The organism is Halomonas profundus, from assembly GCF_020865425.1.
GTDB classification, from domain to species: Bacteria; Pseudomonadota; Gammaproteobacteria; order Pseudomonadales; family Halomonadaceae; genus Vreelandella; species Vreelandella titanicae.
The window spans coordinates 1,824,475-1,837,319 of sequence record NZ_CP086344.1 but is presented as its reverse complement, the minus strand read 5'-3'; the positions used below and the strand labels follow the sequence as shown (position 1 = coordinate 1,837,319).

General features: G+C 52.1%; 13 protein-coding genes. 5 read left to right on the top strand and 8 right to left on the bottom strand.

Going from position 1 to position 12,845, the window contains the following annotated elements; genetic code table 11:
• Positions 1–720 (bottom strand): NUDIX hydrolase, encoded by a 720-nt coding sequence (locus tag LMS44_RS08135; protein ID WP_498947218.1) that lies wholly within the window; start codon positions 718–720, stop codon positions 1–3.
• Positions 721–792: 72 nt separating this feature from the next.
• On the bottom strand, positions 793–1,452 hold the full coding sequence (locus LMS44_RS08130; protein WP_159176591.1) for a tetratricopeptide repeat protein: 660 nt from the start codon (positions 1,450–1,452) through the stop codon (positions 793–795).
• A 173-nt stretch (positions 1,453–1,625) separates the two neighbouring features.
• Between LMS44_RS08130 and greB the strand changes: the two genes are divergently transcribed.
• Positions 1,626–2,156: a transcription elongation factor GreB gene (greB, locus tag LMS44_RS08125; RefSeq protein WP_180090652.1), complete on the top strand. Its 531-nt coding sequence runs from the start codon at positions 1,626–1,628 to the stop codon at positions 2,154–2,156.
• Between the two features lie 28 nt (positions 2,157–2,184).
• Here greB and LMS44_RS08120 read toward each other — a convergent pair whose 3' ends face one another.
• From LMS44_RS08120 to LMS44_RS08105, 4 genes are all read right to left on the bottom strand, one after another.
• Positions 2,185–2,913: an SIMPL domain-containing protein gene (locus LMS44_RS08120; protein ID WP_498947217.1), complete on the bottom strand. Its 729-nt coding sequence runs from the start codon at positions 2,911–2,913 to the stop codon at positions 2,185–2,187.
• A 117-nt stretch (positions 2,914–3,030) separates the two neighbouring features.
• A complete protein-coding gene (locus LMS44_RS08115) occupies positions 3,031–4,053 on the bottom strand; it encodes a zinc-binding alcohol dehydrogenase family protein (RefSeq protein ID WP_027959023.1) in 1,023 nt (340 codons plus the stop codon).
• Between the two features lie 23 nt (positions 4,054–4,076).
• Positions 4,077–4,919, bottom strand: coding sequence for a fumarylacetoacetate hydrolase family protein (locus LMS44_RS08110; protein ID WP_027959022.1), 843 nt, complete (start codon positions 4,917–4,919; stop codon positions 4,077–4,079).
• A gap of 22 nt (positions 4,920–4,941) precedes the next feature.
• On the bottom strand, positions 4,942–5,682 hold the full coding sequence (locus LMS44_RS08105) for a Rossmann-fold NAD(P)-binding domain-containing protein (protein WP_498947216.1): 741 nt from the start codon (positions 5,680–5,682) through the stop codon (positions 4,942–4,944).
• A 248-nt stretch (positions 5,683–5,930) separates the two neighbouring features.
• Between LMS44_RS08105 and LMS44_RS08100 the strand changes: the two genes are divergently transcribed.
• Positions 5,931–6,686, top strand: a complete 756-nt coding sequence (locus LMS44_RS08100) for a FadR/GntR family transcriptional regulator (protein WP_159176589.1) — start codon at positions 5,931–5,933, stop codon at positions 6,684–6,686.
• Positions 6,687–6,709: 23 nt separating this feature from the next.
• On the opposite strand, the gene LMS44_RS08095 is transcribed toward LMS44_RS08100, so the two are convergent.
• Positions 6,710–7,714 carry a 16S rRNA (guanine(1207)-N(2))-methyltransferase RsmC gene (locus LMS44_RS08095; RefSeq protein ID WP_498947215.1) on the bottom strand — a complete coding sequence of 335 codons (1,005 nt, stop codon included), beginning with the start codon at positions 7,712–7,714 and terminating at the stop codon, positions 6,710–6,712.
• Complete coding sequence (locus LMS44_RS08090) at positions 7,711–8,550, bottom strand: methyltransferase domain-containing protein (protein ID WP_041158005.1); 840 nt, start codon at positions 8,548–8,550, stop codon at positions 7,711–7,713. The genes LMS44_RS08095 and LMS44_RS08090 overlap by 4 nt, the downstream gene beginning before the upstream one ends.
• Before the next feature lie 279 nt (positions 8,551–8,829).
• Here LMS44_RS08090 and LMS44_RS08085 point away from each other — a divergent pair, with 279 nt between their 5' ends.
• The 3 genes from LMS44_RS08085 to LMS44_RS08075 all read left to right on the top strand — a co-directional run bounded on the left by LMS44_RS08085 (position 8,830) and on the right by LMS44_RS08075 (position 12,790).
• A complete protein-coding gene (locus LMS44_RS08085) occupies positions 8,830–10,569 on the top strand; it encodes an HD domain-containing phosphohydrolase (protein ID WP_498947214.1) in 1,740 nt (579 codons plus the stop codon).
• A gap of 134 nt (positions 10,570–10,703) precedes the next feature.
• Complete coding sequence (locus tag LMS44_RS08080; RefSeq protein WP_474193104.1) at positions 10,704–11,720, top strand: LacI family DNA-binding transcriptional regulator; 1,017 nt, start codon at positions 10,704–10,706, stop codon at positions 11,718–11,720.
• A gap of 86 nt (positions 11,721–11,806) precedes the next feature.
• A complete protein-coding gene (locus tag LMS44_RS08075; protein ID WP_474193105.1) occupies positions 11,807–12,790 on the top strand; it encodes a sugar kinase in 984 nt (327 codons plus the stop codon).
• Positions 12,791–12,845: the final 55 nt, after the last annotated feature.

Here is a 12,845-nt window from a genome sequence, read left to right as displayed (position 1 = left end):
TCACTCCTCGTCGGTTACGCTTTGCGTCAAAGCGCGCTGCGAGGCAGCACGCAGTGAGGCTCGCTGACTATTCAGCCAATGTAGACCAATTAAACACATGGCGTTGTCGAGTCGCCCCTTCTCTAAGAGCTCCCAAGCGTTAGCGAAAGGCATGACGTGAACACGAATATCCTCATGCTCTTCATCTAGGCCATGAATCCCACCTAATCCTTGGGTATCTACCAAACCACAAAATAGTGTCACTTGCTCGCTACAGGCGCCTGGGCTGGGATAATACGTGTGAAGTTTGGTCAGTTGGGCCACTTTACAACCGGCTTCCTCCCACGCCTCGCGACGCGCCACATCTTCCAGCGATTCGTCTTTTTCGACCAAACCGGCCACGAGCTCGAGCTTCCAGGGAGAAGCGGAATCATCAATGGCGCCGGCACGAAACTGCTCAATGAGCACCAATGAGTCGCGCTCGGGGTCGTAGAGCAGCACACCCACTGCATCAAAGCGATTATGCACTTCACGACGCATGGGTTCGCTCCAACCGCCTTCAAACAGCCGGTGACGAAGCTCTAAGGCTTCCAGGCGGAAAAACCCCTGGTGTAGCGTCTCCCGCTTAAGCAGCTCAACATCATTGCGCTTTAAGTCTGGAACGCTAAGAGCCGTGTTTTTAAAAGGAGGGCGCTGAAAATTAGGATTCTGAACAGCATCGTGCTTGGAGTTGGACGCCATGAGGCACTCCCGGTGGTGATAATCGATCTATTATCAATGCTTGCCACCGGGAATGCCAATTCAGCGGGGGATTTACAGCTGCTTAAGCAGCGCTTCGGCATCACGGCGTAGCGCTTCATCGGAGACTTGCCGGTTGTCTCGAGCGGTGCCGTTAACCGCTCGCTGGGCGTGCTCGCGAGCGGCCTGCTCATTGCCCTCTTCTTTCAAAAAGGCAGCGTAGTAGTAGTTCACATCGATGCCGTCTGGGCGGATCTCCAAGGCACGCTGGAACATGCGTTCAGCGGTATCACTATTGCCAAAACCGAGTGGCCGCCCTGGAGCGCGATCGTAAAGCGCACCTAGCGTGACGTAGGCGGAACCATTCAACCCCTGAGGATCTATTTCAATCGCCTTTTCTAACGCGTCACGCGCATCACCTGCGATTCCTAATGCGCCTAAACCACCGCGCTCACGGGCATAAGAAGCCAGAACTATTCCCTGCCAGACAAGTACATCAGCTTCATCGCTGTACTGCTCGGCCAACTGCTCCGCTTCACCTGCCAATGCCTTTAACGTGCTCTCGCGCTCGTTGGCGGGCATCTCAGTCACGGTATGCTCCCACCTGTTTTTAAGCGAAAACAGCTCGCCTTCAAAGGCAGAGGCGGTTAGCGGAGACAGCATCAGCGCGCTGCCAATGGCGGCGGCGATTATTAAACGTGACAAAGAGTTGCGTGAAAAAGAGTGAGTTCGCATACATGCTCCTAACATTATTGTTGTCCTGGTTAGACCTACTAATAGCGGGCCTCTCGCTCAATATAGCAAAAAATGTAACAAACGTTTGAATGATTTTCCAGTAGCATGTTGCTTGGTATGCTTCGCGCAATTAACGTAAGGTAGATAGCTCGAAACACAATGGGGAATAGGTAATGAAAGGCCGCAACATGACCCGCTGGCGCGATCCAGCCAAAGATCCGCGTCAAGCCCCTAAGAGCAATCTGATTACCCCAGAAGGGGCGGCTCGCTTGCGCGCTATCTTGGATCACCTATCGCGGGTTAAACGCCCGGATATTTCAGCAAAAGTCGGCGAAGCAGCCGCCCAGGGCGACCGCAGTGAAAACGCCGATTACACCTATAACAAGAAAGAGCTGAACCGCGTTATCGCCCGGATTACTTACCTGACGAAACGCTTGGACGAACTGCAAATCGTAGACCGCCTGCCAGCCGATACCAGCAAGGTGTTTTTCGGCGCTTATGTAAGCCTGGAGGATGAAAATGGCGGTGAGGTACATCTCAGGATCGTTGGCCACGATGAAATCGACACCAAAAAGCGCTGGATCAGTATCGATGCACCTATGGCTAAAGCACTGCTCGGTAAACAGGTGGGTGATGAAGCAAAAGTGCTCACGCCTAACGGTGATACGTTTTATACCATCACCGCCATTGATTACACTGGCTAATCCCTGCGCCATTAACGCCGCCTAGGGCCTAATCTTGTAAGGAGTAGTCCACCGTGGTGACAACGCGAACACGTTTGGTTTGCGGCGTGTAGCTGTCCAAGTCCTCGATGGAGAAGTAGCCCTGGGTCGCCTGACGAATCTGGCCCACTTGGCTACCGGAATCTTCGGCAAACTGCTGTGCGGCGTTACGCGCATCCGCAGTGGCCGCCGCAATCATTTCAGGCTTGATCGCATCAAGTCCGGTAAATAGAAACTCCGTGCGGTATTCGTAGCTGGGCGAGAGCAATACGCCCTCCCGCACCAGTGAAGTCGCATTGGGGATTGCCTCGATCACGCCCTCGACATTGGGGGAGCGCAGTAGCAGTGTTGCTTCGGCGCGATAGCGCTCATCCGGGCGCTGACCACCGTACTGATTGCTATATTGGTCGGTAATCCGCGGCGGAGTGGAGCTAACATGCTCTGATGCAAACCCCTGGGCCTCCAGAAAATCGCGAATTGCCTGCTCGTCACTGGACAACTGCTGCTCAAGGTCACTCAAGCTATTAGCGCTGACACTGTAATTGAACGGCCACAGCACCAAATCCGCCGGCACTTCTCGCTCGGCTAAGCCGCGCACCGTGACGCTACGTGACGACTGCTGCCATACTTCTGCGGCGCCCTTGATATAACTACCGCTCCATACCAGCCCAAGCGCCAGCAGCCCGCCCAACAGAACGGCACTTCCCAGTACCGCCGTATTTCGAATATTTCCCGCCATTGCTGCCACTCCTACTCATACCGTTAAATTAACGACTTCTTAATTTGCATAATAGACCTTACCGGTAAATTCGTCGGCGGCTGAATGTGGCAAGTTTGAGGAAACGATGCAGAAGTGTTAATGATCAATCGATATCATGGCCTTGATAACCTGATTAGCGGGGTCACACCACTGGGGCATCTGGGCAGGCACGTCAGCAAGGTAAGCACGGTGGGTAATCATTGCTTCAGCATTGATGTCCCCACTATCCATCAGTGACACCACACTATCAAAGTCTTCCCGAGTGGCATTACGGCTGCCGATCAAGGTCAACTCTTTCTTGTGGAAATCAGGATCACTGAAGGTAATGTCTGCTTTGACTATACTCACCAGAACATAGCAACCGCCATGCCCCACCAGATCGAACCCAGCCTCCATAGCACGAGGGCTCCCTGTGGCATCAAACACCACATCTGCTAACGCACCGCCATTTAGCTTGCTGATCTGTGCAGCCACTTCCACTTCCTGAGGGTTCGCCACCGCATCGGCACCCAGTACGTCACGGCAAAAAGCCAGACGTGATGGATTGGTATCCACCATCAAGGTACGCGCACCCTGGCTTTTAGCGACCTGGAGTACGCCCATACCAATAGGCCCCGCACCCACGATGACGGCTAATTCATCCGCTTGTAGCACGCTACGCCTTACAGCGTGAGCACCAATTGCCATGCACTCCACCAGGGCCAATTGATCGATGCTAAGGGTTTCAGATACCACTAAGTGAGTGGTAGGTACGGCCAGGTACTCCGCCATGCCACCATCTTGATGTACGCCAATAACCTGCATGTTCTGGCAGCAGTTGGTTTTATGCTGCTGGCAGGCACGGCATTCACCACAATGCAGGTAGGGTATGACATAAACCTGCTTGCCCAGTAAGTGCTGGTCATGGTCATCAGCGACTTCGACTATCTCACCGGCAAGCTCATGGCCTAACACCCTGGGGTATTCAAAATAGGGTTGGTTTCCACCATAAGCATGAATATCCGTTCCGCAGATACCGATACGGCGTATCCGTACCACGGCATGCCCAGAGGCACACTCTGGCTTAGAAGCGTGACGCAGCTCCAGATGTTGCGGCTTTGAACAGATAAGCACTTCCATAAGCGCGCTTCTCCTCGTTATGTTTAGGCCTGAACGACCCGCTGCCGCTGCACACCTAAGCCCTCAATACCTAAACGCATTTGCTGCCCATCACGAAGGTAAACGGCAGGCTTCTGGCCCATACCCACACCGGGAGGTGTGCCGGTTGAGATAACATCGCCAGGCTGCAAACTCATGAAACGACTCAAGTAACTGATCAGAAAAGGCACTTGATACACCATGGTGCGTGTATTGCCGTCCTGGTAACGCTGGCCGTCTACCTCAAGCCACATACCTAACTGGTGTGGGTCAGCAATCTCATCACGGGTAACTAACCAGGGCCCCAAGGGGCCAAACGTATCGCAGCCTTTGCCCTTGTCCCAAGTACCACTGCGCTCCAACTGAAACTCGCGTTCAGACACATCATTAACTACGCAGAACCCCGCCACATGTAACATCGCCTCAGCTTCATCAATGTAACGACCACCCTTTCCAATAATTACCCCAAGCTCGACTTCCCAATCGGTCTTTTTGGAGCCACGGGGGATCTCCACATTGTCATTGGGACCACAGATAGCGCTTGTCCACTTATTGAAAATGACCGGCTCGGGGGGAACCTCGGCGCCGGTTTCTGCTGCGTGATCGGAGTAGTTGAGACCAATACAAATAAATTTGCCCACCTGACCAACACAAGGCCCCAGACGCACATCAGCCGCGACCTCTGGCAATGTAGAGAGATCCACATCGCGAAGTTTCTGCAACCCTTCGTCGCTCAACACATCACCGGCAACATCGCTAACGAGGGCGGAAAGATCACGCACCTTACCCTGACTATCGAGAATGCCCGGCTTTTCCTGGCCCAGCGTTCCAAAGCGTAAAAGTTTCATATTGTTATTCCTTCTGAAGTAATCAGTTAGCCCAACCACCATCGATCAATTGCGTGGTACCGGTAATAAACTGCGATTCATCACAAGCCAGAAAAGCCGCCAGCGCAGCCACTTCCTCCACTCGCCCCAGCCTACCCATTGGCTGACGGGCAATAAAAGAGGCTAGCACCTCTGCATCACTGCGCCCCTCTTTATGTGCCTGCTCAGCAATACGCTGTTTGAGAGAGGGAGACTCAACGGTGCCAGGGCAGATCGCATTGCAGCGAATTCCCTGGGTCATAAAGTCGGCGGCGACAGACTTGGTCAGTCCGATCACCGCGGCTTTAGAAGTACCGTAAGCGCAGCGATTAGCAACTCCTTTAATGCTAGATGCCAGGGAAGCCATGTTGATGATGCTGCCACTCTCTTTTGCCAACATGCCCGGTAAAAAAGCCTGCAAGGTATGAAACATTGAAGTGACATTCAGATCCATCGATCGCTGCCAAGTGGCCTCGTCGCATTCGAGTACGCTGCCACCTGCCACCATACCGGCGCAGTTAAACAGTACATCCAAGGCTGGCAGTGAAGCGGCTAAATGGTGGATCGCTTGGCTATCCGTGACGTCCAGGCGATAAGCTTCAACACCCGGTATACCTTCTAAGCTGGCAATATCGATATCTGTCGCGAATACGCGTGCGCCCTCGGCAACAAAGCGCTCGACGCTAGCACGCCCAATGCCGTTTGCAGCGGCGGTGATCAGTGCAGTTTTGTTCCTGAGTCTCATGTTATTTGCACATCCCTAACGGCTAAGGCGCGCCCCTAAAAGCTGTGGCACGACCTTGAAAAGAATGGGAACATACATTAGGCCAAATCATCCAGACACCTAATGGCCTGACCAATGAGCCGAGTATGAGCGAGAAACTTTGACCCTGACAAGCCTCAAAAGGCCAAATAGCAGCTTTTGGGAATAAACTTTAGTAGCCATCAACTTTAGTCGAAAAACACCAGTGAAACGGATAGGAAACACCACGAATGCCGATTCAAACCATCCGCCCGCAGCGCCTCTATCGCCAGATTGCTGATCAATTACAGCAGTTAATCAATGATGGTGAGTTTCCCCCAGGAACGCTGTTACCCCCCGAGCGAGAGCTTGCCCAAGCTCTTGGCGTTAGTCGGGCTTCAGTGAGAGAGGCCTTGATTGCTCTCGAAGTGGTTGGGCAGGTAGCTGTTCGAGTCGGCCATGGTGTCGTGGTGCTTGAATCGCGTTCCACTCCCATGGAGTCGGTGATGCGCGCAGCCGCTCGAACCGAGCCCTGGGCAATAGACCCAGAGTTCGAGAGCGAAATTGAGCTCAATCTGGACGAAGAGATCCCGCCCTTTTCACTGCTCCAGACGCGCCGCTATCTGGAACCGGAAATTGCCGCGTTAGCAGCCATGAACGCCACTGAAGAGGATATGAAAGCGATCCGTTTGGCATTTGAGCGGAATGTGTCTGACAACGCCAATGGCGGGCGCAACTGCGCCGGAGATCGATTACTGCATATTCGTATTGCTGAGGCCTCAGGCAACGCGGCCTACGCACTTGTCATCAAGCATCTGCTTGGCCACAAGTACGGCGCCATGTTTCGTCGACTCCAGGAACTCTTTATGGAAACAGATATGCCGCAGCGCTCCCAGGATGACCATAAGCGCATCGTTGAAGCCATTGAAGAACGTGACCCGGCGGCTGCTCGTCGTGCCATGGAAGTGCATCTGGATCACGTACTTAATGTTTTCTTTGCTGAGTAAGTACCTCATCAAATGCCGTAGACCTAGCGCTGTGACTTAATCGCACCGTAAACCTTGAAGCGGCGATTATCCGCCAGGGTCTGGAAGTCTTGAAATGCCCGCTGCAAGAGGTCTGGATAGGGCAAAAAGCCATTTGCCACCAGGATTAACCGCCCGCCCGCATTGAGATGCTCTGGCGCTGCGCTGATCAAACGCTGGCTAGGGCCATAACTGATATCACGCTCTTTATGGAAAGGCGGGTTGCTAACAATCCAGTCAAACTGCTCACCTTCAAGTGCACTGAATACATCACTGCAGAGTACCCGCCCCTCTAGCCCATTCGCCGCCAAGGTGCGCTTACACGCCTCTACCGCAAAAGCGCTGACGTCCACTGCGGTCACATGATGGCCACGCTGGGCCAACCAAGCGCTAATAATCCCATCGCCACAGCCCATATCCAGCACTTTGAGCGGTTTTTTCGGCAAGCTATTCTCAATGCTTTCCAACAGTAACAGCGTTCCTTCATCGACTTTGCCGTGGCCAAATACGCCCGGGTGGCTGTTCAGCGTCAGCCCTAATGTCTCGAATTGCTGCCAAGCGCTATCGCTAGTCGAATCCAATGCCACGGTTTGGGTGGCAAAGAGTGAACAGCGCCGGGCGTTGTCGCGCTTATCCCAAGGCATCCCCAGCTCTTCCAGCATCTTGGGAACGCGTTTAATGCCACCTTGATGCTCGCCGACAATTTCAATGGGTGTGCCTTCAGGTAGCTGCTCACATAACCACTTGAGCCACCAAATACCTAACTGATGCGTCTTCGGCCAAAACAGCACTACCTCTTTGCCGAATGGCTCACCCACCGCCAAGTCAAAAGGCGTTCGGGCCTGCTTGCCTTTCGCCTGCCACTCACGCAGTACGTCAAAATCGCCACTGACCACACCCGACGATTGATCAATAAGCCAGCTATCGACTGGCGGGCCAATGACCCACAGCGCTACATAGTTATCTTTTTGCCGCTCTAACAGTTGGCACGCTGGGGCTTGGGCACTCATTCAACGATCTCCGGTTTAATTAATGTATAAAGTAGGTAGCGGCCTAAGCGCCAATGGGGGTCATGGCGACAATACTTTTTTTCCAGCGCCAGCAGCGTTTCAGTTTCTACTGGCGTGGCGGGAGGGTGGCGCAAGTAATCTTGAAAAACGCGGATACCGGCGACTGCATCTATCACTAAGCCGTTATCTGCACTCCACTGCTCAACCTCGGCATGACTAACAGGCGAAATAGGCGTCAATCGTTGTCGCTTGCCCTTCCCCGCTAAGCGGTCGCTCAACGCCTTCTCAAGATTGCCTTTGACCGCGTTGGAAAAGCGCAGTGCATCGCGATTAAACACCATCAAGCTAAGCTGGCCACCCGGTGTCAATAAATGACTCAAGGTAGCCAGTGCTGCTTGCGGGTCGCCCAACCACTCCAACACTGCATGGCAGGTAATGAGCGGCCATGGGCCAGGAGCTTGTTCTGTTAACAGTTGTAGCGGCGCCTGCAGATAAGTAATCGCCTCTTCCGGTAACGTTTTAACGTCCCGGTGCCAGGTTTTGGCGTAGCTCAACATATCTGCTGAGGGTTCAGTCATCGTGACATCGTGCCCCCGCTCAGCAAACCATGCCGCCTGCTGGCCCAGGCCACCGCCCACGTCCAGCACGCACTGCCCCTCTAGATTCAGCATTTCCGGTAGCAGGTAGTCGAGCATTGCGAGACGCAGCTCGCCCCGGGGCGCCTGATAGAGCGAACGGGAGAATTTCTCGGCCAGGCCATCGAAATAGCGATCGCCAGACGGCGTTAATTCATAGCTGCTCGATTGAGAATGGAGTGATTTAGGGTTTGAGGGCATGCCGCGAGCATCGCTGTAAAAGAAAGCGTGCAGTTTACCTGATTATCCCTACCCGGCCGAATGGCGGCCTGGCCTGCATCAAACACAAACAAAAGTTATCAAATCATTACAAATGTCTCTTAAAATAGATATAAATCGGTTTGCAAACTGGAGCGAAATAATAGCTAATCGACACAGGAAAAATGTCCTATCATGGTAGAAGTGACAAGCAATAGAAGCATATAGCAGTCACCACCAAGTCGATATAAATTATAACAAAATAAATACGGTGGGTTTTATATGATTATCGATACGGCGAACCAAAATACCACTGGGCAGATAATACGCTCACTGCTAAAAAAAGAGCATGCTATTTCTATCTTTTCTAAAGAAGCAGCCTACGCCATAGAAGCGAAGGCAATTAAGATGGAGCTGGATACCGGAAAAATAACCTTAGCTATTCACTACACCGGAAATTCGCTTTCTCCATATTTTAAAAACGAAACTATTTGCTTTGACATAGAGGCTTCGCACCCTTCACCTGGTATAGAAGAAGAAATTTACAACATTGAGCAAGTACCTGCACACGTCATTAAGATAGATGCCTGCACTTACCATCTTGAGTGTCAGCTTCCCAACTCTATTTTTGCTTCCGATAATAGAGGTGCTCTACGCGTTCCTTTTATTCTTGGTATGCATGCACGTGTGCACCTTGAAGTCTTTGCTCATGAGCTTAATGTGGAAGGAAAAGTGCGTAACCTTTCAGTGGGCGGCTGCATGGTGTATGTCAGCCTCGAAGACAGCATGGCCCTTAGCGTTAACCAGACGCTGCCAGAGGTAACACTCGAGTTTCCAAACGGAGAAACATTCAATACTCAGGGGCGTATTCGTCATATGCGCCCTTTTGGAAGCCACGACTACGCGGCTATCGGTATTGAGTTTATTAATATGACAGCCACAATGGCTGAAACACTTTTCCATTATGTATCGGAGTCTGAGTTCGAAGCCGCTTTTCGTTCAGGGCTACAAAATAGCAATTCACGTGCTAAGTCGCGGCTTTTCATCGCAGATGCCAAAGAGAAGAAAATGCAGCACAAAGAAGAGCATGATCAAACCAAGAGTAGCCAACGATCTCCTCTGCTACGCGGTGTTCTTGAAGTCGCTCACCAGCTACAAGTCATGTTAATGTTTACTAAAAACAAAGACTTATTTCCAGAAGAGAGCCTCTATGAGTGTGTCGACAGCCTTCTTTATATGGTCACTCAAGACCGAAGGGGGCTTCAGTATGCGCTGGCTTTTTTGCATGATGAACCCGAGTGGGTTCGCCATGCCATACAAGTGAGTAGCCAGCTAGCGATGATCCTGATCAGTCGTGACCCACACGCGCCACAGACACGGGAAACAGTAGCGGGCGCCCTACTACACACCATGGGTAAACCACTGCTGATTAGCGAACAGCTCCCCTCACTTAAAATTCGCATGTCTCCATCGCAAGCCGAGCTACTCAAAGAACATGTTGTTGCACTGAATAACAAGCTAACGGCACTGGGCTGGGTCGCCAGCCCAGCCTGCCATGACATTATCCTCAATGCCAACGAACGGCTCGATGGCAGCGGCTATCCAGCAGGAAAGCAGGCTGCAGAGTTATCCGAGCGTGTTCGATTAATCAGTGTTATTAAAATAATCAATAAATTAACCCATGAGCGAAATGGTCAGCATCCGCGGCAACCTCTTGATGCCTACCGCTGGGTTAATAACTGCCCAACTATTTATGAAAAGTCATTACTTGTAGAGTATATCCAACACTTTGGCTTATACCCAATCGGTAGCTTAGCAAAGTTCTCAAACGGTTTTTTAGCATGGATAATGGATGTAGATGCAAAGGGAATGCCGTGTAAAGTTAACGTTATTAAAAACCTCTCCTTTAGAGACACATCTATTGACACGGTTCTTGAAAATAGTGACTTTACTCAAATTGGGCGTCTTGAGGGCACGGTGAACCCCACAGACTACAATATTCATATGGCCAATCACCCTTAGCGGCTCGCACTCCGTTGCTTTTGGCCTAGCAAACACCCAAAATTGAGCTACTTTCATTCCGTTAATCACAATGTAACGGAAGACACTTTAACGCAAAACGCTATTTATTTAAGCACTCTATTTTAAAGTACACTATGCCACCTACACCGCGCCGTTCCACCATTCTTGAAGTAGCCCGCCTCGCTGGTGCCTCTAAAACCAGCGTATCGCGCTATTTTGGCGAAGAGCGTGATCGGCTCTCGCCCTCACTTCAAGCGCGCATCGCCCATGCGGCAGGTACCCTTGGCTACCAGCCAAATCAAATGGCACGCGGGTTAAAAGGTGGTCGCTCTAAATTGTTAGGTATGTTGGTGGCAGATATCCGCAACCCATTTTCAGTGGCTATCACACATGGTGTAGAGCAAGCGTGCCGCCAATACGGCTACTCATTGGTAGTATGTAATACTGATAACGACCCAGAACAGGAGCGCCAGCATTTAGACCTGTTGGGTGCCTATCAGGTGGAAGGTCTCGTGGTAAATGCATCCGGCAGCCCTGAACGCCAACTACATACTTTCATCAGCCAGGGGACACCCATTGTGCTGCTAGACCGCGAAGTCGATCATGTGGAAGCGGAGGTGGTTGGACTCGATAATCACCTGGCGGTCGATATGGCGCTAGAACACTTGGCCGATCAGGGCTACCAGGCCGTGCTGTATGTCAGCGAAGCTCCCCAGCAGTCAAGCACCCGACAAAAACGCTTGGCCCGCTTTAACCACACTGCCGAGCAGTTGGGGCTTATTCATTCATCCTCCCTGCTTGCTAACTCAGATGGCACTGCAACGCTTCAAGAATTAAGCGACTTTTTAGCCGCCCAGCAACAGCACGCTTGCGCTGTCTTGTGCGGCAATGGCACTGCCACCCTAACCGTGACCCGCCTGTTTCAGCAGTTGGACTTACTGCTTGGCAAGGTAGGCTTGATGGGGATTGATGAACTCGATTGGTGCGCTTTGATCTCTCCCGGCATTACCACGCTTGCCCAACCCACCGATGCAATGGGTAAAACGGCTGTTCAATGCTTGATGCATCGCATTGCTCCCCACGTATCATCAATGCCAGCGGCGCTGAGGTTTTCACCTACTCTGATCGAACGAGGTTCTACTCAACGCTAATTTTTTTAGTCGGTGCTAAAAAATTGCCACAAAAATGGTATCGTTCCCATTGGATGATAATGAACAACTCGAAGAGATTACTGACTATGCCCCACTCCTTCTCTAACCCACCAGAAATTCTCACCTTCGGCGAAGCTATGGCTATGTTTGTCGCTGATTCACCAGGCGACTTATCCGGCATTGAGCGTTTCCACCGCCGCTTGGCAGGCGCCGATAATAATGTCGCTATCGGCCTCTCCAGGCTGGGTTTCCACGTGGGCTGGTTAAGTCGAGTGGGAACCGATAGCTTTGGAGGGTTTATTCAGGCGGCATTAACAGCGGAAGGTATCGATGATCGCTATATTCACGCCGATGCACAGCACCCCACCGGGCTGCTCTTTAAAGAACGTGCCCAGAACGGCGCCGACCCGCGAGTTGAATATTTTAGACGTGGCAGTGCCGCCAGCCATCTCACTATTGACGACGCCCGGGATGTCGACTTTCAGGCACTTAACCACCTTCACGCGACGGGCATTACCCCAGCATTATCTGAAAGCGCCTGCCAGCTTAGCCATCATTTGATGGAAGAGGCCCGCGCCCACGGCGCTAGTATTTCCTTTGACCCCAATTTACGGCCGTCACTTTGGCCCAGCGAAAACGTTATGCGGTCGACCCTTAATGAGCTCGCAGGTCGCGCCGATTGGGTGTTGCCTGGGCTTTCAGAGGGCCAGCTTCTCACCGGGCAGAAGACGCCTTACGACATAGCAGGCTATTATCTGGATCAAGGTGCCTCGGCTGTGATCATCAAGCTGGGCCCCGAAGGTAGCTATTACCGTGGCAACCTGGATGGGCAAGAAGAGAGCTTTACAGTGGCCGGTTGCCACGTTGCTGAGGTGGTGGATACCGTAGGTGCAGGCGATGGCTTCGCCGTCGGTGTCATTAGCGCCCTGCTTGACGGAAGAACGGCGCGTCAAGCCGCCCAACGCGGCAACCTCATTGGCGCCCAAGCCATCCAGGTAGTGGGTGATATGGAAGGTTTGCCTAATCGCGAGCAACTATTAGCGCTTGAAGTCGACCAGCCCATTGGCTAATCGCCACACACTATTTTTTTAAATAGCAGGTTTTAAATAGCAGGTTTTAGATAAC

Coding starts and splice junctions, on each gene's coding strand:
- LMS44_RS08080 (WP_474193104.1), top strand. CDS start 10,704: ATGCCACCTACACCGCGCCGTTCCACCATTCTTGAAGTAGCCCGCCTC.
- greB (WP_180090652.1), top strand. CDS start 1,626: ATGAAAGGCCGCAACATGACCCGCTGGCGCGATCCAGCCAAAGATCCG.
- LMS44_RS08075 (WP_474193105.1), top strand. CDS start 11,807: ATGCCCCACTCCTTCTCTAACCCACCAGAAATTCTCACCTTCGGCGAA.
- LMS44_RS08115 (WP_027959023.1), bottom strand. CDS start 4,053: ATGGAAGTGCTTATCTGTTCAAAGCCGCAACATCTGGAGCTGCGTCAC.
- LMS44_RS08085 (WP_498947214.1), top strand. CDS start 8,830: ATGATTATCGATACGGCGAACCAAAATACCACTGGGCAGATAATACGC.
- LMS44_RS08090 (WP_041158005.1), bottom strand. CDS start 8,550: ATGCCCTCAAACCCTAAATCACTCCATTCTCAATCGAGCAGCTATGAA.
- LMS44_RS08095 (WP_498947215.1), bottom strand. CDS start 7,714: ATGAGTGCCCAAGCCCCAGCGTGCCAACTGTTAGAGCGGCAAAAAGAT.
- LMS44_RS08100 (WP_159176589.1), top strand. CDS start 5,931: ATGCCGATTCAAACCATCCGCCCGCAGCGCCTCTATCGCCAGATTGCT.
- LMS44_RS08105 (WP_498947216.1), bottom strand. CDS start 5,682: ATGAGACTCAGGAACAAAACTGCACTGATCACCGCCGCTGCAAACGGC.
- LMS44_RS08130 (WP_159176591.1), bottom strand. CDS start 1,452: ATGCGAACTCACTCTTTTTCACGCAACTCTTTGTCACGTTTAATAATC.
- LMS44_RS08135 (WP_498947218.1), bottom strand. CDS start 720: ATGGCGTCCAACTCCAAGCACGATGCTGTTCAGAATCCTAATTTTCAG.
- LMS44_RS08110 (WP_027959022.1), bottom strand. CDS start 4,919: ATGAAACTTTTACGCTTTGGAACGCTGGGCCAGGAAAAGCCGGGCATT.
- LMS44_RS08120 (WP_498947217.1), bottom strand. CDS start 2,913: ATGGCGGGAAATATTCGAAATACGGCGGTACTGGGAAGTGCCGTTCTG.